This window comes from Colwellia sp. BRX10-1 (assembly GCF_014077545.1).
Taxonomy (GTDB): Bacteria; Pseudomonadota; Gammaproteobacteria; order Enterobacterales; family Alteromonadaceae; genus Colwellia_A.
In genome coordinates this window covers 21,138-39,471 of record NZ_JACGWC010000031.1, presented here as the reverse complement: position 1 = coordinate 39,471, position 18,334 = coordinate 21,138, and the positions used below count along the sequence as shown (strand labels likewise).

The following is an 18,334-nucleotide window of genomic DNA, read 5'->3' as shown; positions in this document are numbered from 1 at the left end:
ATTTTAAGTTTCTTTTCGTGGATCAAGCGTCGAATAATTTCAATACCATTTAATTCGTCGCCATGTACCGCCGCACTCAAAAAAATAGTGGGCCCCGGTTTTTTAGCGCGAATAATATGAACGGGCAAAGAAACGTCGGCATCGGTATATAACTTAGCAACCGGCAACTCTATTTTGCGCTGCTCTCCAGGTAAAATTTCGAACTCACCTATACGTAATATGTCCATAAAACTCTCTTTAATTATCCTTTGCCACGTGTCTTAGTATCATGAGGTTTTGCATTTTTTTCTAAAAACTCAAACACCATCCCGGCAACATTTTTACCCGTCGCTTTTTCAATACCTTCAAGGCCAGGAGATGAATTAACTTCCATGACCATAGGACCATTTTGTGAACGCAGTAAATCGACGCCACACATGTTCAAGCCCATCGCCTTTGCCGCTTTAACTGCTGTGTCACGCTCTTCTTTCGATAATTTAACCACAGTAGCAGAGCCGCCGCGATGTAAATTAGAACGAAATTCACCTTCAGCGCCTTGACGTTTCATCGCCGCAACCACTTTACCGCCAATGACTAAACAGCGAATATCAGCACCACCGGCTTCTTTAACAAATTCTTGTACTAAGATGTTCGCTTTTAAGCCCATGAATGCTTCGATGATGGCTTCAGCCGATTTAGCGGTATCGGCTAATACTACGCCTATGCCCTGCGTGCCTTCGAGCAATTTAATAACCACCGGCGCGCCGCCAACATTTTTAATTAAATCTTTGGCATTATCAGGCTTGTTTGCAAAACCCGTTCGCGGTAAACCCAAACCTTTACGCGATAGCAACTGTAATGACCGCAATTTATCGCGTGAGCGGCTGATAGCGACGGACTCATTAATGTTGAAAGTACCCATCATTTCAAATTGTCTTGCCACAGCCGTGCCGTAAAAAGTTACAGAGGCGCCGATACGAGGAATAATTGCATCATACTTTGGCAATTCTTTACCCTTGTAACGCACAGCTGAACGAGTACTCGTGATATCCATATAACAGTGTAATGTATCGATAATATCAACTTCATGGCCCATAGCTTCGCCGGCTTCTTTTAAACGGCGCGTAGAGTAAAGATTTTTGTTTCTAGATAAGATAGCAACTTTCATAATAAGTCCTGTAGTGCTCACCTTTATTTAAGGTTAAAGAGTGAGGTAATAAGTAATATCGAGTGTATAGCTAGCTTATCAAATAATAAAGCGCTATATTTCGATACGTTTAATCAAATAAAGTGATTAGGCGGCGATTTATATAATTATAAAGTCGTTATTATAGAATATTTTACGTCAATAGTTGAAAAAATAACGATTAAAATTTATTAAGATAAAACACTGAGCAAATTTTACTTGTTTAGACAAATTTATGGGCTCTACAACATTGGACTAAACTGTGATTTTCCCAGGTAAAATGGCTTAAATGAATAATGGCAGATTATTTTGTATATGATTTTTAAAATGGCAATACTGGCAGAGTTTTAGAACAAAAAATGAGGGTAAGTTTGTTGAGAATAATGAATAGCTGTGTTTATTTACGAATAGATGAAGTGAAGTAAGTGAACTCAAATTATAAAAACCACTTATATTAAGTGGTCTAAATAATTTGAGTGACTTAGACAAGCTGGTAATACAAAACGATTACTCGTCTTTAGGTAAAACCTTTATTGTTTTGTAATCGCCTTCTTTTAATTCGTCATTGATACAATTTAATAAATAAGTTTTCATATCAGCTTCTGCTATTTCATCTTCAATAGCGTATTCTTTACATTGACTTAAAAGACTTGATACGTAGTCACTAGGTGCATCCATTAAAGCAGGTTCTGCTTCTTCACTGTGCGCTATGCTTGAAGTTAGGGCTAATAAAGCGATAGCTAAAATTGTTTTTTTCATAAATATTCTCTTTACATTAAAATTACTTACATATCCCAATAGTCACTTAATGAATTAAGTTGACGGTCAAGGAACCTTTTTTCATTTAAAATATCTAATCTTTCTTTAACCAGATATTTCTGTTTGGCGATATTGCTAATTTCTTTTTTATTTGCAGAGCCACTCGTTACTTCGAATCCGGAGATACCAGGATTGAAATTCAAATTGCTACCTATGCCAGTACTTTCGTATGTATCAATATTCATTTTTTGCCTTCAAAAAAATCATAATTAGATTCTGGATGGATAATGTTCCACTATTTGAGAATTGAAAAGCAAAATATTTTCGTTTAACTAATCAATTTTTTTTGTTAAACAAGGAGAATAGCTAACCCTTGATATAATGAGTGTGAGTACTGGAAGATTAAAGCGTAACGGGGAGAGAATAAAAAAAACATAAACCTTTTAAAAACAAGAGGGTATATTTAAAACAGATTACTTAAATCAACTTTTTGTTAATAATAAAATAATTCCCAGCGGCTTAAAAAATTAAATTGGCCTGCAAGAAGCAGCAACATTATTCTTTTCAGCGCTGAGAATAGCCACTATTTTTATCGCTAAAATAACAATAAAAACGTTAATTAAGCTGATTTTTTCTAAAGCAGTAATAAGGTACCGCAGCCAAGAAAGGCTATAAAACCAAATATATCTGTTACGGTTGTTAAAATAACAGCTCCAGATAATGCTGGGTCGATGTTAAATTTATTTAATATCCAAGGGATCCATACCCCTGATAACGAAGCAACTAAAATATTACCTAAAATAGCGATACAAATGGTGACTGATAGCATTGGATTTTCAAACCAGTAAAAAGTGATGATGCCGATGACCGTCGCCCATAACATGCCATTAATTGCGCCAACTTTAAGTTCTTTTTTAACGATAGCCTGCCTATTAGCATCACTAATTTGCCCTAACGCTAAACCACGTATAATCAAGGTTAACGTTTGACTACCGGAAATACCGCCCATCGATGCAACCACCGGCATAAGCACGGCAAGTGCAACAACTTGTTGTAAGGTCGCTTCAAATAAACCAATAAACCAAGAAGCTAAAAATGCAGTCACTAGGTTAATACCCAGCCAAATCGCTCGGTTTTTACTACTTAACCAAACACTGGCAAATAAATCTTCTTCATCACTCAAACCAGCCGATTGCATTAATTGATTATCTTTATGCTGGTCTTTGTATCTATAAGCAGAGTGCAAATCTAAACGGCCGGTTAGATGGCCATTTTCATCAACTATAGGTAATGCTGATTTTCCAGAAAGGATCACTTCGTCAATTGATTCATCTATATCTTTACTGGCTTCTAAAACTTGAACATCTTGATACTCTACACTGGCTAAGGGAGTATCCCCATCTAAAAGCAATAGTTTATTGATGGGGATCTCACCAAGTAATTGGGCATTATTATCAACAACATAAATAACTTCAGTTAATGGTAATAAATTTTTTGCACACACTTTCTTTGCTGCTGCTACTTTCAATTTTTGCGAAATTCTTTTTTCGTCAAAGCTTTGCCAGCGCCCTACTTCATCTTCAGAATAATCTTGAGCCTTTTTTAAATACTCTCTTTGTTTAGCTGTCATTTTTGTGACAGCATATTCAATGAAGCGATCGCTTAAATCTTCAGTAAGTTCTATTAAACTGTTGGCATCTAATTTATCAAATAAAGGAAAACAGGCATCGTCATCCATTGCATTTAATAACATCTGCCGAGATTCATTTTTCATCTCTAGAAAAATATTTTGTTGATAATCTGCGCTCAACAACGCCCAAAGACTTAATCGAGGTTTGATAGGAAAAGCTTCTAAAAGAATTGCTACGTGCTCTGGCATGAGCGTATCTTCAATTTCAGCAGCTAATTCATTTAATTGAAGATCGTTGGCTAATAGTTCTTCGATTTTTTCAATATAAGTAGGGAGTAGTTCTAGGGACATTTAATTTCCTAATAAAGATTTCAACAAATTTTTTGAATCAAACTAAGTAAAATTTTGCGTTTTATTTTATGGGTTATTTAACTATAGAATCGCATTATTCTCTAATCATTAAACTAGACAACTAATGAAAATGCCAAAGTTACAGCCTTTTGCTATAAAAACGCAAAAGTTTTCATTTTATTCCAAATTGTGGCGATTACTTTTTAAGAAGCGGCAATGGCAACTTATCGAAGATTGGCATTATACCTTACCTAACAAAAGAATCGTTATAATTCCGAAAGGCTTTATTTTTGATGGTAGTTCGTACCCGGCAATAGTCTGGCTTTTCTTCTCGCCAACAGGGTTATTACTCATCCCGGTTATTTTGCATGACTTTTGCTTTGAGTATAATTATTTATGGGCGAAGCAGGATGATAAAATATTTAAATTTAAAGAAGGCTATGGTTTTTTAAAATGGTCAACACTGATCCGCAAAGTCGGTATAGAAAGAAACGAACTACTGCTGATTGATTATTTTATATGGGTACTGTGTATGGCTTTTGGTTGGGTAAATTGGCTAACATTTCAGCGCAAAACTAAGCCGACGTTATTACCTGAGGACAAATAGGATAATTTTAAAAGTCTCAACTGAGAATTTGTTAAGAAGAGGATAAACTTATCGGTAAGTTTATCCTTAAATCTACTGCATATTAATTATTTTATCGACTAACTGGCTGCTGCTTGAGTAAATATGCTGCCATTTAAACAGTGAAACGACTTATGCCTGGTTATTTTTATGTATTTTTTCCACAACAGTTCAACTTTAGTTTGACCTTCAAGTTGTGATTCACACATGTTTACAAACTGTATTTCAACTTCATTTTCTGGCGAACAAATAGCTTTTTCTAACATCAGTAAACGTTTGCCTACCTGTGTTAATAATTCTGCTTCGGCGATATTGAAATCTCCAGATTTTCTGAAACCACGTGGAAAATGTACATCATCGTAAAATTGTGTTGCAGCAATAAATCCATGTATTAAAGTCATTTGCGCCTCTATTGACAGGGTATAGGTTTTAGCGGATTATGCGGCTAACAAGCAAGGCTGTAAAACAAATAATAATTATCGTATCGATAAGAGATTGCAGTATGGATATTGAGTTAATTAAAACCTTCTTAGAAGTTAAGGATTGTCGTCACTTTGGTAAAGCGGCAGAAAACCTATATCTGACCCAAGCGGCGGTTAGTACTAGAGTTCGTCAGTTAGAGAAATACTTTAATGTGACCTTGTTTCAGCGCACCAGAAACAACATTCAATTAACACCCGCAGGAGAAAAGCTTGTCCCCTACGCGGAGCTTATGATCAATACCCTTCGAATGGCAAAACAAGATATTGCCATAAGCACTGAAAAAGTTGCGCACATTTATATTGCCGGCACACCTAATACTTGGGATGTTTATATACATGATGCCATTTCAAAGATATATAGCAATGAACCACAAATCAGTTTAATCGCTGAAATATTATCGCGAGAGCAATTAACCAGACAATTACTTGAGCGTACTTTAGATGTTGCGATTCTATTTGATCCCCCAAAAGTAGAAGAACTAAAAATTGAATCTTTACATATGTTTAATTTAATTCCCGTGACGACTTTTAATAACAAAGTAACAAGCCCCGCAGACTTACAACGTTATATTATGATTGATTGGGGAACTAGCTTTACTCACTGGCATGCTAAAGAATTTTCTGACATATCAATTCCTGCAATTAGAACGAGTACAGCGCGTATTGCACTTGATTTAATGCTGCAATGTGGCGGGAGTGCCTATCTACCAGACATGCTAGCGAAACCTTTTATCGAGCAAGGTAAGTTATTTAAAATCAATGCCCTGCCTATTTTTGAACGTGAATTATTTATTGCCTTTCATAAAGAAAATGAGAATGAAGAACGAATTATTGATATTAAAAATTTACTGAGAAAAGATGAACCAGAAGCCCCCGCTATTATGAGCCCCCAGTAACGTGAAAAACAGATGCAATTTATAGCGAACTAGTACAGTAAATTCAAAATATTTTCAGTAAAAATGATTTATCGTTAACGTAAAAATATTTTACTTTTCTTGTTAGCAAAAAGCGTAGATTATGCTGTTTTTACTTGAGTATCCTTTGGTGATATAACAATGAATATCAATTCTAATTATGAGTTATCAGCTTCTGATGAAATAAGTTTTAACTATGATCTATCTTCAAACGAAGGAGATGATAATAACAATGATGATGATAATGATAACGATAGTGACAATAACATTGCTGAATTTGAGTTACATACCTCACCTAGCGATGTAAAAAAATCAAGACACAGTAACAAACGTAACTATTTAGCCAAGAAAAAAATTGAACAGCTGCAAGAAGAACGACAACTGAGAAGGTTCACTCAAGATTACTATGATGATTGGGATTAAGCGCATAATTAACGCTTAATCGATAAAATAATAGTAACGCGAATTAATGATGAATTAATTCGCGTTTAGTTCTTTAGCAAGAATTGATTACCCGCCACAAGATTGCCATTGAGTGAGTTCAAGCAAAACGTTGTTATCGACTGACTTCCATTAAAAAGTGATTAGGTTTATTACTGAGTCATAACTCTTCAATTTTCAGGTCTAAACTAGTCTAAAGTTAAAACTGGTGTTAAAATATCAAACAGCCCATTTAGGTTTCAATAATGACACAATAAGGCTTGATAGCATCAAAAACCACAAATCAAGAATAAACCTTGTAAGTCAACCGCTAGCACCTAGACCTCAAACAACTTAAGAGTACTAAAAACCATGAATACAAAAATCTACAAGCGCGTATTTGCTTTGGCTGGAGAGTTAATGCTTGCTGCTCAGGAAAGAAATCAAATCAACTTTGACAATTGCTACAGTGAATTAAAACAACTCTGTGATGATAATGAAAATACCGATAAAGACCATCCTGTACAGTGGGAAACACTGGCTGACTTTACCGACGATTTACCCTTAGCTATTTCAATTTACGAGAAAGCATTACTTAAAGCAGAAGAGATTAATTCAAAAGATTTTCGTTCATCAATTGGCTTCTCCGTTGCATCACTACAAGTTGAACTCGGTGAAAAAGAACAGGCGATTGAAAACTTAGAAAAAGCAAAAATCAGCTGTAATAAAATTGTCGACAAAGAATTAAAAGCTGAAATTCATGATTTATTAGAAGCGTTAAAAACTGAAGTATCGAGTCCTTACTAAATAACTCATCAGCCAGCGAGTAACTTTATTTAGCTTTGATCAATAATCAAGTTACCACCTAAAATAATACAGTCGCCTGCTAGCTTAGACGACTGTAATGTCTAATTTATAAGCTATAGTAAGGTCGCTATACGTTATTAATTCTGTCTATTATCGGCTTTAGTTGGAAAGTTGATATCCGTTAAAGTCAATCACTGCTGCATTGAATGTATGCATTTTATCGACGCTGCTCACCTAATATAAAATCAATATATCGCCAAAATAATTTTTCATACTGTGTATGACTTTGTAAATTTGATGTAAAGCAAAAAAAATATAACCAAACAGAGATAATAAAGTATTGCCCAGCGCTAAATAAAGCGGGGAATAAACATAAATTCTCCTTTGATACTCAGTATATATAGGTAATACTTAGCAAATATTCGCTTGCACAAATCTGTGCTCCCCCTGAATAGATCTATTCACTAGAACGGAGTAATAAACAATCATGATTATCTTTTTTATCTGTATCACTCTATTAATATTGGGTTATAAGTTTTATAGCCCTTTCATTGAAAAACAAGCGGGCATTGATGAAACCATCAAAACACCTCAAGTACGTTTTGAAGAAGGGGTTGATTACGTTGCCATCCACCCGGTTAAAGCCTTTCTTATTCAGTTTTTAAATATTGCCGGGGTAGGTCCTATTTTTGGTCCTATCCTTGGTGCCCTCTATGGACCGGTTGCACTTATTTGGATTGTACTTGGTAATATTTTAGGTGGCGCAGTACATGATTACTTTTCTGGGGTCATGAGTATTAAAGAAGATGGTAAAAGTTTGCCTGAAATTGCAGGCCACTATTACAACGTTTACTTTAAAGGGATAATGTTGATATTCACCACCATGCTACTGTTTTTTGTTGGTGTTGTCTTTATCATGAGTCCTGCTGGATTATTAAGTAATTTAAGTTATTTTGAAGGCACATTTTTAGCCGGTAATACCTTTTGGGTTTTAGTTATTTTAGGCTACTATTTACTGGCAACACTGTTACCCATAGATAAGATAATAACCAAGCTCTACCCCCTTTTTGGTTTACTCATGATAGTGATGACCTCGCTTATCGCGGTATCATTACTTATGAATGCGCCACACTTACCTGTCGCGGGTGATTTTTTGGGGTATTTTAACTCAGACCATTACAGTCATGACTTTTTAGAACCTAATGCTGACGGTCTCCCTGTCTGGCCATTATTATTTATCACAATTACCTGTGGCGCAATTAGTGGTTTCCATTCGACACAAGCACCGATTATCGCGCGTTGTTTAACCAATGAAAAATATGTACGCCCAGTCTATTATGGCGCGATGATGTGCGAAGGCATTGTAGGTTGTGTTTGGGCCTTAGCTGGCATAGCAGCATTTCCTGAAGGTTACTCAGAGCTTAAAGCATTGCTTGACCAAGGCGGTCCTGGCTTAGTGGTTAACCATATAGCAAACAGCTACCTTGGCGCACTCGGTGGCATTATGGCTATTATAGCCGTTGCGATATTCCCTATCACTTCTGGAGATACCGCTTTTCGGTCCTTGCGTCTAACCTTAGTGGATGCATTTAATATCCCACAAAGTTTACGCAACCGCCTCTTATTAGCCGTGCCTATTTTGATTATTGCTTATTTTATGACAAAATTAGATTTTTCAATAATATGGCGTTATTTTGCTTTTTCAAACATGCTACTTTCTACCAGCGTATTATGGCTAGCCACTAAATTTTTGTTTGACCGTGGCACTTTCCATTGGATTGTCAGTTTACCTGCCATTGTTGGTACTAGTGTTAGTGTCTCTTATATTATGACGGCAGGAATAGGCTTAAATTTACCCAGTGAATATGGAAAATTAATCGGGGCTGTGGTCGGTGTTATCTCACTTATCTTATTAATACTGGCACACAATAAACGGGTAAATATTACCTCGACATCACCTTAAGATTTGAGATGTTTGATGTTTGATGTTTATCATTAACAACAAAAGCAGTGCTAATTAGCACTGCTTTTTGATTTGTATCTGCCCAATAAAGCGCTATTACTGTTAATTTTTCAGGATAAAAAGTTAAAGAAAGTCCTTAGTTTATAGCGGTTCAATCAGACCTAAGCCAAATTGATAACTGGAGATAATTAACGTATTCTAAGCAGTAACAGCCAACAGGAAGGCGTACACTTATATTTTTAATTTCCCTAGCCTTTGAAACCTTGCCAATATAAAAAAGGTTACTGTCGCGCAAAACGGCCATAATTATTATGCTGAAGCTAAAATATTGGGTATTAGTACTCTTATAGTAAAAACATTATCGTGTTACTGACAACATGCCAAGGGAATTGCAAAACTTATGCAAAATTTTTTTAAAAAAGGACTCAATGTCGTTCGCTCAGTTGCAGACAAAGCTACAGAAGAGTTAGCGGCTAATTATTCCATTGTTAAAGAAAAAGTGAATGGCTTACCCGTCTTTATTTCCGCAGAGAAGTCAGACAAATATAACGATATCCAGTATGACGAAAAACACTATTTTGTTATACCTTTCCAACTATCAGAATATAAATTTGCCTTACACACCATGCGGTGTCTCCCGAATGCTGTTCCAGAAATTAACAACCTGCCTAAAAGGCGTGTTTTTCACTTTCCCAATCAACATTCAGAAGAAATGCTTAAAGATTATATGCGCCAATCAGCAGAAGAAATGGTAAGAAATAAAAGCGCAAGTAATCCAAACAGTATTGAGTCTTTGGCTGATCAAATTGACGCGCTAGATAAAAAACTCACATATAGCATGCTATTAGTGGGTGGTTTGGCCGCTGTGGTAAATCCATTATTGGGCGTAGGTATTGCGGCAAAAGCGTTGTTACCCAGTGTTGGCGGTATAATTAACAAGTACGGCTTGCGTCCTACGGGAGAGAAACTTTCCCAACATCAGCTGAATAAATCTATAGAAGAAGCTGATGCACATATTGCAAAAGAATTTGCCGATGCAAGTACACTGCAGGTTATTAATCCTATATTACAAGAATTAGAGTTGACACTACGTACCACAGAATTGCAGCATGACCCGATAACTGATGCCAATTTAGCTGATGGCAGTATTCCTGAACTTGATGGAGAAAGATGGCGAGAACTAACTGAGGTCGCTATTTGTCATGTTTACAAGGAGGTTTATCAAACACCATCTCTGCACAAAAAAGCGTGTCTTGGGCCTAAAGACTTAAGATGGCTAAAAATAATGTTTGAAGTAAACAGTAAATAAAGCTGTTCTGCATAAAGACTTTACCAGAAGCGATTAATTATTAAACTTGTTAACATTCACCATAAAAACAAGAAAAAACTGCCCTTTGCTAATCATGTATTGTCAAATCAATGACACATGGGGTCAGTTTTACTGAGCCCCATTTCATAAAAGCAATGCTGATTTATACCTGCTAGCGAGTCACTTATTGACCACTCAACCTTTTGCCAAAAGATATAGCATAAGCTGGTGAGCGCATTCTTAATACCGGATCATCACTTGGCGTAAAGCCTGCAGACATCATATTAGGATCAAAATTAGTATTTTTACATGCATCGCTGCCACTGGTATTTACGGTCACTGTGCCTAGCATTACTTGAGGACGCTCAATTGGCCATTGTTGTGATGGGTCAATATCACTGTCTTGTGCTTCACCTAAACTTGCCATAATGTTAAAACTAACCGTTTCATTTTTAAGCTGTTGCGCAAAGGTATCTGCTAAAAACTCAGTAGGCATTTTAGCAGCCTCAGCTTTTTCTAATGTTTTAACCCCTAAATTAGGCTCAATGGTCCAGCGAAATTTAGTTTTCTGTTGATTAGGTTGGTCAAAATAAAAAGTGTGCAAACCAAAGAACTCAGTGTTGGCAAATGAAGCGGCTGTTTTAGCTGTTTTATTCCACATAGCATTAGCTTGAACACTCGGATGTTGTTGAATATATGCCATGGTTTTAGCGGGATCAGTTTTACCATTTTCATCAGGAAGTAAGGTCGATAAAAAACCATGAAAAACTTCTGGATTTTTACCGGCAAACACCGGGAAGTTATTACCAGTAAAAGTGTGAAAAGAGCCATCAGGTAACTTTATTTGCATGCCCATGCCGCGCGTGCCAGCCGCTTTTTCATCACTATTGGGGTTTGAACCGCCAACGGAAAATCGAATAGATACCGGTAGTTCGCCGTTCGATAACAAAGCAGCTCCAGTAAAATGTTGATTGGGTGTTGGTACAAAAGTACCCGATGCACACAAACCTTTAGCATGTGCTTTTCTATAGCCAGGATGTTTCCCACCCAATTTTTCAAATATTTCAACAAAATCATTGGCGACAACTTCTTTATCATTGGCTGCAGCGTTCGATGTTGCTGTAGCAGTAGCGATAAGAAACAAAGCACTAATACTTGAGGTAATGAGATTATGTTTCATTGGTTTCCTTAGAGTGATTATTTCAATAGTTCAAATGACGAAAAATGTCATAGATAAGATCTAGAGTATTATCTACAAGCATAGCAAAGGACCTTAATAGTGTAATAAATATTTCACGACCAACTTGCATAAGACTAAAGAAATTTGTTGTCATAGTTATGGTGAAAATAATGATGATTTAATGACACAAAATATTCTTATTCAACTTCAAATACTTCACCAATAAAAAAGCTGGGTTTACAACCTACCCACCGGTCGGTTAGAATGAATTATCATTAATAGTTAATTAAGTCGTGAATATGAGAGACGCAGAGCTAACTCGTCAAAAAATACTAGAAATAAGTGCAGATGAAATTCATAAAAAGGGTTTCATCGCAACAAGCTTATCTTGTATTTTAGTGCGCTGTGAAGTTTCAAAAGGTGCCTTGTATCATCATTTTAAAAATAAAATGGAGCTGGGCTACGCTGTTTTTGAAGAAATTTATACCCCCATGTTTTTAGAATTATGGCAGCCAGCAGTAGAGGTAGATGATCCTATTGAAGGTTTGTGCGACTTTTTTACCGCTATGTATACCAACTCATCTTGCGACGAAATTGTTTGTGGTTGTCCTTTAAACAACCTTTGCCAAGAGATGTCTGGCGTAGATGAAGGCTTTCGCTTACGTATTTTAAACATGCAGCAACAACTCAACCAACTTATCGCCATTAACTTACAACGTGTCGCAAACCAGCTTCGTGACGACATTGATTTTAGCCAAGTTGCCTATTTTATTGTCTCAACTTTTCATGGTTCTTCTAGTTTAAGTAAAAGTTCTAAAAACAAAGACCTCTTTGAAAAAGTCATCAAAGAACTGTGCAACTATATTAGAAATCTTAGAAGTCATTAACGCCACTCTTTCCACTTATCTCCTTGGCTTTTCACAGCCGATATAGCAAATAGTAATAAAAAATATCAATTAAGTATTTACATACCGCATGGTCGGTATGTAAAATACCCCTAATGAATTAACAATGAACTCAGCACTTAATACGCTCTCTCAAATACGGACAAAAACATGAAACACTTAATGGCAATATTTACTCTCTTATTCATGACTTCATTGGCAAGCTTTTCCAGCAATGCCTACAGCATTGAAAACTCTCCATACACAGTAATTGCTGAAACAGGAGAACGTTTGTTTTCTCGTATTGCTAAAGATCAAGAGTCGCTGAAAAAATTCCCTGAACTGATGCGTGATATTGTTGAAGAAGAGTTAATGCCATCAATAGATTACAAATACGCCGCATTCAAGGTTTTAGGTAGAAATTTGAGAACGATGACCCCAGAACAGCGTGAAAAATTTGTTGTTTCTATGCGCAGTTACTTAGTAAGAACTTACGCAATAGCGTTAAAACAATATAAACAACAAGACGTTGCATTTGAATCTCATAAATCAACAAATGGCGCTAGAATTGTTGGTGTTAATTCAGTTATTCGTAATGCCAATGCGCCTGAAATTAACATTACTTTTCAAATGCGCCAAGACAGACAAACAAGTCAATGGAAAGCTTACGATATGATCATCGAAGGTATCTCTTTACTCAGTAGTAAAGAAGCTGAAATAAGCCAACGGATCCAAAAGAGTGGCATTGATCAAGTGACCTTAGAGTTAGCTTCTTTTAATCAATAAGTTCTCTAATTCCGTCATCAAGCTATGCTAAAATATTTTGTAATATTATCAATGCATCAGTAAGTATTAGCATAAATGACGGTTATTAATTTTTATCTTACGCGCCACGGCGAAACACAGTGGAATAAAATAGGGAAGTTTCAAGGACAGTTAGATAGCCCTTTAACCGATAAAGGCTATCGACAAGCTGATGGAATTGCTAGGCAACTAGTTGATCACAAGATAGACCTTATTGTAAGCTCAACATTACCAAGAGCAAAAAGTACCGCTGAAATTTGTCAGGTGACAGTAGATTGTCCACTTAACTTTGCGCCGGCCTTAATCGAGCGAGATTTTGGCCTCTGGCAAGGAAAAGTTATTGACGAAGTTAAATTAGAAAAAAACTTCCATGCTATTTTTCATCAAGTAAACGCCTCCGCACCGCCGAGTGGAGAATCGGGTATTGACTGCGCACTTCGCTTTCAACAAGCATTAATTGAGATTGCTAATACTGGTAATGATGATGATCCAAAAACGCCACAAGATAAAACGACCACTAAGCCCAACAACATAGCGATTAAGAGTATTCTTGTGGTTAGTCACGGCGATATATTACGCTGTTTTTTATCTTTGTTTGTTGAAAATTTTTCTGATAAACAAGCAATTAACAGTCAACAAAAAGCCTTTGATAATGGCTGCATTTTTCAGCTTGCCTACCAGTGTAAAACTAAAGTATTTACCCTTATAGCGACACACGACATCACTAAACCTTCAGCGGTGATAATGCCGCGATGACAAGTTCTGTGATCATGGTGATGGCATACCTGCTAGATCGTTGGCTCGGCGAAGTAAAACGATTTCATCCTTTAGTAGGCTTTGGTTGGTTAAGTACCGCAATAGAGCATACCTTTAACTTTCAGCATGCGACACCGAAAACAACCTCCATATTGTTGCCTCGATTATTGGGGATTTTATCGTGGCTTATCTTATGTTTACCTTTACCTATTCTTTATTATTACTTTCACCAAAACCAGCTATTTTTTTGGTGCTTAGATGCCTTAGTCCTTTATTTCGCTATCGGTTTAAAAAGTCTACAATTACATGCTTTACAAATATTTAATCCCCTTAATAAAAATGACTTAGCCACCGCACGATATTTTTGTGGTTATTTAGTTAGCCGAAATACAGCAGACCTATCCGAACAAGAAATTTCCCGTGCAACCGTTGAGTCTGTCCTAGAAAATGGTCATGACGCCGCTGTTGCTAGTTTCTTTTGGTTTATTATTGGTGGTATTCCACTGGTGATTTTACATCGACTCGCCAATACATTAGATGCAATGTGGGGCTATAAAAATCAACGTTTTATCAATTTTGGTTGGTGTGCTGCCCGCATGGACGACTTACTCGGTTGGCCAAGTGCAAAAATTACCGCATTACTTTATGCTTGCCAAACAAGTTTGTCTTACTCAAAAATGATCAGTGCGCTAAATAATGGTTATCGACAAGGCCAGCATTATAAAAGCCTAAATGGCGGTTGGGTAATGGCGACGGGCGCTAGCGTTCTAAACTTCACGCTGGGTGGAACAGCGACTTATCATGGCAAGGCAGTAACGTCGATACCATTAGGTTGCGGTAATAGCGTTGTTAAAAATGATATTTTTCGTAGTATAAACCTGGTCAATAAAGCGGTTATTATTTTGATTTTTACTTATTTTTGCTATCAATTCCTGCATTACTTTTATAGTGTAAATTTGTGATGGACAATAAAGCTAATGAAAGTTCGCCCCTGTTAGTACACGGTGGTCAGCTCAATGAAGTTGCCCAACACTATCAAATTCCTTTCGAAAAATGGCTAGACTTGTCAACAGGTATTAGCCCAATTAATTACCCGATCCCCACTATTCCTACAAATATCTGGCAACAGTTACCACAGCCAAACCAAGCAATGCTATCTGCGGCTAAAAATTATTATGGTACACAGAATATTAGCGTAACGAGCGGCAGCCAAGCGGTTATTGCTCGTTTACCTGCACTCTATCTTAATCATATCAATCAGCCAGCAAACGGGGTAGAGGTATGGTTACCGGAAGTGGGCTATAAAGAGCATGAACGAGCATGGCATGATGCTGGTTTTACCATAAAAAATTATCAGCAGTTACCCACTTGCGAAGCGCTATCTCGCTACGCGATTGTTGTGGTGATTAACCCTAATAATCCAACCGGTGAATTACAGCAACAGCAAACATTAACCACACTGTTAACGACGCTTGAATCATTGTCAGGTTGGTTAATTGTTGATGAAGCTTTTATGGATGTCATAACACCGAGTCAATCGCTGATCCACTTAACGGCTAATAAACATCTTTTTGTGTTACGTTCAATTGGTAAATTTTTTGGCTTAGCGGGGATCAGAATCGGCTTTGTAAGTGCACACCCTTCTTGGATAAATAAACTACAGCAGTTATCTTCACCTTGGGAAGTTAATGGCCCGGCTCAATTTATTACTGAGCAAGCCTTAAAGAATAAAGTCTGGCAAGTAGCACAACAACAGCAGTTAATCGCCTTATCAATAAAGTTAGAAGCGTTATTAGCGAAAAATTTTTTACCCAACCAAAATAAAAGCGATGACCTAAGCATAACCATTACTGGGTGTGGTTTATTTAAAACCCTCTTTCATCCCCAAGCTACAGAACTTTATCAAAAATTCTGTAGCCAAGGACTTTACGTGCGCTTGTGCGACGAAAAAAATGCTTTGCGTTTTGGCATACCTGATCAAGAACAATACCAGATATTAGCAAAATTATTGGCTCAGCATAGCCATAGCTGAAGCGAGCTTTTCAGCTAACTCACCCTTTTTTAACTGTCCTTTGTCGGCATCAAAATTGTCATAAAAACTAGGAATAGATAAATGGGCTTTTACCTCGCCATCAAAAAAGGGTGCCGATCCTACAGCGGCGGCAAGAACAGTTGCAGCTCCACCAGGTCCTGGTGACGTCGCTAATAAAACCATAGGTTTATGCTGATAGACTTTTTGTAGCGTGCGAGAGCTCCAGTCAAATAAGTTTTTATAGGCGGCCGTATAAGAACCATTATGCTCGGCAAAACCTATGACCAAAGCATCTGCAGTGGCTATTTTATCAAGAAAGTCTTGTGCTAACTGCGGTTTACCGAGTTCAGCTTCTCTATCAGCACTATATAAAGGCATTTCATAATCATTAATATCGAGTACTTCAACTTGTGCATTTTCAACGAGACTAGCGGCATAGCTCACTAACTGTTTATTAATAGATTGACGACTACTACTGGCAGCAAAAGCGATAATTTTCATATAAACTCCAAAGGTAAGAAAAGGTAACAATAGGTATTTCAGTGAAGATAGTGTAATTTGTTTCCTATATAAGATTAATAACTTACTTACAGATACATTATTTCCATATGAAAGCTAATACACTATTTTCTTCTTCACAAAGTCAAAGTAACTTACTTGATGGTATAGCTGTTTTTGTCCAAGTTGTGCAAAGCAAAAGTTTTGTCAATGCCGCTGAAAAAATGCAGCACTCTACGTCTTATATCAGCAAGGAGGTTAGTAAGCTAGAAACCCGTTTAGGCGTCCGCTTGCTACACCGCACGACCCGAACTTTAAGTTTAACATCGGAAGGCGAAGTCTATTATCAACAATGCCAACAGATCATTGAAGATGCTTTACACGTTGAAAATAGCCTTTCTGGACGTCAGCAAATACCGCAAGGTCGATTAAAGTTAAGCTGTCCTATTGGTATAGGTGTTTCTCGTATTCGGCCGATCCTCGCTGAATTTATGGCTAAGTATCCGAAAGTAACCTTAGATATCGACTTAAACGATCATAAAGTTGATTTGATTGCTGATGGCTTTGATATTGTGATAAGAGCCGCTATGCAACTTGAAGACTCAAGCTTAATTAGCCGACGTTTTATGAACTCAACTAGCTTAACACTCGCTTCTCCTGAGTATTTAACACAATATGGTCGACCTAAACATCCCGATGAATTGGTCGATCATCACATGATCAGTTACCGTAACTTAAAAACGCCCGAAACTTGGCAGTACAGCTCCCAGAATGGCCAAGTAACGCAAACACATGTAACCAGTCGAGTATCATGTAATAACTCAGAAATGATGATTTCGTTATGCTTAGCAGGACAAGGTATTATTCGTATGCCATTATTTAATTTACGTGAAGAAGTGGCAACAGGGAAATTAGTCCCCTTGTTTGAAGACTTTATGCCAATAAACATTGGTGTTTACTTGGTTTATCCCAGCAGAAAAAATATGCCCGCTAAAGTGAAATGCTTTATCGACTTTATTGTCGATAAGTTAGGCGATAGTTAACCACAACTACGCTAAATTATTATCCTGAGTAAACATGCCGTTAACTAATGCCAGTTGGGCGAAGTAATAGCTAATCATGATCCAAACACTGGCATAAGGTATTTGATGATAAAACTGATTAAGCCCGATTAATGAATCAGAAAGAATAAAACTGAGCCCGCCGATAATTAGCCAAATATTAGCTTTTTGTGAAAGTAAGGTGGTGATCCCCATTAATAGCAGTATGGTCATATAAACCAATACAGGGATAAATAACTCGCCTAAGCCAGCGTATATGACCAAAAACACGCCAACGCCATAGATACAATAGAGCCCAATAAGTGGTAAACGTTTACTGATAATAGGCTTGGCTACTAAGGGCTTTAAGCTAAAGATGTAAAAAAGATGAGCTACTAAGAAAGCCGCTAAACCGAGTACAAACCAATTTACTCGGTCATAATCTAAAAAGAAATCGCCAAAAATAGAGAAAACCAAACCGATCATAAATAACTTATGAGCGCGTTCTTTAGTACCTCTACTGTTTTGCCATGAAAAATGCAATAACACTAATATCGGCAAAATTTTTACTAACCAGCTCAGCGGATAAGGCTTAAAAAAAATACTCACCATAAAGCCACAGGCAGTAAGTAAAAATAAAAGTAAATGGGATCGGGTCATTGCTGTCATCTTCTTTGTATAAACCTTTGTTATAAACCTTCGCTAAAAATCACTA

21 protein-coding genes are annotated in these 18,334 nt (G+C 36.9%); 12 read left to right on the top strand and 9 right to left on the bottom strand.

From position 1 onward, the window contains the following. The 5 genes from H4J75_RS17650 to H4J75_RS17630 all read right to left on the bottom strand — a co-directional run. On the bottom strand, nt 1–227 hold a 227-nt coding region (locus tag H4J75_RS17650), incomplete at its 3' end, for a succinylglutamate desuccinylase/aspartoacylase family protein (RefSeq protein WP_182222829.1). A gap of 14 nt (nt 228–241) precedes the next feature. Then, nucleotides 242–1,147: a 30S ribosomal protein S6--L-glutamate ligase gene (rimK, locus tag H4J75_RS17645; RefSeq protein WP_070374431.1), complete on the bottom strand. Its 906-nt coding sequence runs from the start codon at nt 1,145–1,147 to the stop codon at nt 242–244. A gap of 525 nt (nt 1,148–1,672) precedes the next feature. After that, nucleotides 1,673–1,924: a hypothetical protein gene (locus H4J75_RS17640; RefSeq protein WP_182222828.1), complete on the bottom strand. Its 252-nt coding sequence runs from the start codon at nt 1,922–1,924 to the stop codon at nt 1,673–1,675. Nucleotides 1,925–1,950: 26 nt separating this feature from the next. Beyond that, nucleotides 1,951–2,169: a hypothetical protein gene (locus H4J75_RS17635; protein ID WP_182217893.1), complete on the bottom strand. Its 219-nt coding sequence runs from the start codon at nt 2,167–2,169 to the stop codon at nt 1,951–1,953. Nucleotides 2,170–2,558: 389 nt separating this feature from the next. Then, nucleotides 2,559–3,905, bottom strand: coding sequence for a magnesium transporter (locus H4J75_RS17630; RefSeq protein WP_182217891.1), 1,347 nt, complete (start codon nt 3,903–3,905; stop codon nt 2,559–2,561). A 124-nt stretch (nt 3,906–4,029) separates the two neighbouring features. Between H4J75_RS17630 and H4J75_RS17625 the strand changes: the two genes are divergently transcribed. After that, nucleotides 4,030–4,512, top strand: coding sequence for a DUF1353 domain-containing protein (locus H4J75_RS17625; RefSeq protein WP_070374435.1), 483 nt, complete (start codon nt 4,030–4,032; stop codon nt 4,510–4,512). Nucleotides 4,513–4,610: 98 nt separating this feature from the next. Here H4J75_RS17625 and maoP read toward each other — a convergent pair whose 3' ends face one another. After that, nucleotides 4,611–4,931: a DUF413 domain-containing protein gene (maoP, locus tag H4J75_RS17620; protein WP_182222827.1), complete on the bottom strand. Its 321-nt coding sequence runs from the start codon at nt 4,929–4,931 to the stop codon at nt 4,611–4,613. 101 nt (nt 4,932–5,032) lie between these two features. Here maoP and H4J75_RS17615 point away from each other — a divergent pair, with 101 nt between their 5' ends. From H4J75_RS17615 to H4J75_RS20290, 5 genes are all read left to right on the top strand, one after another. Further along, entirely contained in the window at nt 5,033–5,908 is an 876-nt protein-coding gene (locus tag H4J75_RS17615; protein ID WP_182217886.1) for a LysR family transcriptional regulator, read from the top strand. A 159-nt stretch (nt 5,909–6,067) separates the two neighbouring features. Continuing rightward, nucleotides 6,068–6,349, top strand: coding sequence for a hypothetical protein (locus tag H4J75_RS17610; RefSeq protein ID WP_182217884.1), 282 nt, complete (start codon nt 6,068–6,070; stop codon nt 6,347–6,349). Nucleotides 6,350–6,718: 369 nt separating this feature from the next. Then, entirely contained in the window at nt 6,719–7,153 is a 435-nt protein-coding gene (locus tag H4J75_RS17605) for a tetratricopeptide repeat protein (RefSeq protein ID WP_182217882.1), read from the top strand. 487 nt (nt 7,154–7,640) lie between these two features. Next, nucleotides 7,641–9,116 carry a carbon starvation protein A gene (locus H4J75_RS17600; protein ID WP_182222826.1) on the top strand — a complete coding sequence of 492 codons (1,476 nt, stop codon included), beginning with the start codon at nt 7,641–7,643 and terminating at the stop codon, nt 9,114–9,116. A 400-nt stretch (nt 9,117–9,516) separates the two neighbouring features. After that, nucleotides 9,517–10,425, top strand: a complete 909-nt coding sequence (locus tag H4J75_RS20290) for a hypothetical protein (RefSeq protein ID WP_259366452.1) — start codon at nt 9,517–9,519, stop codon at nt 10,423–10,425. 184 nt (nt 10,426–10,609) lie between these two features. On the opposite strand, the gene H4J75_RS17590 is transcribed toward H4J75_RS20290, so the two are convergent. Then, nucleotides 10,610–11,605 carry a catalase family peroxidase gene (locus H4J75_RS17590; RefSeq protein ID WP_182222825.1) on the bottom strand — a complete coding sequence of 332 codons (996 nt, stop codon included), beginning with the start codon at nt 11,603–11,605 and terminating at the stop codon, nt 10,610–10,612. Nucleotides 11,606–11,904: 299 nt separating this feature from the next. Here H4J75_RS17590 and H4J75_RS17585 point away from each other — a divergent pair, with 299 nt between their 5' ends. From H4J75_RS17585 to cobD, 5 genes are all read left to right on the top strand, one after another. Further along, complete coding sequence (locus H4J75_RS17585; protein WP_070374442.1) at nt 11,905–12,492, top strand: TetR/AcrR family transcriptional regulator; 588 nt, start codon at nt 11,905–11,907, stop codon at nt 12,490–12,492. Nucleotides 12,493–12,660: 168 nt separating this feature from the next. Further along, nucleotides 12,661–13,275: a phospholipid-binding protein MlaC gene (locus H4J75_RS17580; protein ID WP_182217877.1), complete on the top strand. Its 615-nt coding sequence runs from the start codon at nt 12,661–12,663 to the stop codon at nt 13,273–13,275. Nucleotides 13,276–13,350: 75 nt separating this feature from the next. Further along, on the top strand, nt 13,351–14,049 hold the full coding sequence (locus H4J75_RS17575; protein WP_182222824.1) for a histidine phosphatase family protein: 699 nt from the start codon (nt 13,351–13,353) through the stop codon (nt 14,047–14,049). Beyond that, the gene (locus H4J75_RS17570) at nt 14,046–15,011 is read left to right on the top strand and encodes a CobD/CbiB family cobalamin biosynthesis protein (protein ID WP_182222823.1); all 966 of its coding nucleotides are present in this window, start codon (nt 14,046–14,048) and stop codon (nt 15,009–15,011) included. The genes H4J75_RS17575 and H4J75_RS17570 overlap by 4 nt, the downstream gene beginning before the upstream one ends. Further along, nucleotides 15,011–16,081, top strand: a complete 1,071-nt coding sequence (gene cobD, locus H4J75_RS17565; protein ID WP_182222822.1) for a threonine-phosphate decarboxylase CobD — start codon at nt 15,011–15,013, stop codon at nt 16,079–16,081. The genes H4J75_RS17570 and cobD overlap by 1 nt, the downstream gene beginning before the upstream one ends. On the opposite strand, the gene H4J75_RS17560 is transcribed toward cobD, so the two are convergent. After that, nucleotides 16,055–16,582, bottom strand: coding sequence for an NADPH-dependent FMN reductase (locus H4J75_RS17560; protein ID WP_182217870.1), 528 nt, complete (start codon nt 16,580–16,582; stop codon nt 16,055–16,057). The genes cobD and H4J75_RS17560 overlap by 27 nt on opposite strands. A 107-nt stretch (nt 16,583–16,689) precedes the next feature. Here H4J75_RS17560 and H4J75_RS17555 point away from each other — a divergent pair, with 107 nt between their 5' ends. Continuing rightward, nucleotides 16,690–17,622 (top strand): LysR family transcriptional regulator, encoded by a 933-nt coding sequence (locus H4J75_RS17555; RefSeq protein WP_182217868.1) that lies wholly within the window; start codon nt 16,690–16,692, stop codon nt 17,620–17,622. A 6-nt stretch (nt 17,623–17,628) separates the two neighbouring features. On the opposite strand, the gene H4J75_RS17550 is transcribed toward H4J75_RS17555, so the two are convergent. Beyond that, nucleotides 17,629–18,279, bottom strand: coding sequence for a lysoplasmalogenase (locus H4J75_RS17550; protein WP_182222821.1), 651 nt, complete (start codon nt 18,277–18,279; stop codon nt 17,629–17,631). Between the last annotated feature and the right edge of the window lie 55 nt (nt 18,280–18,334).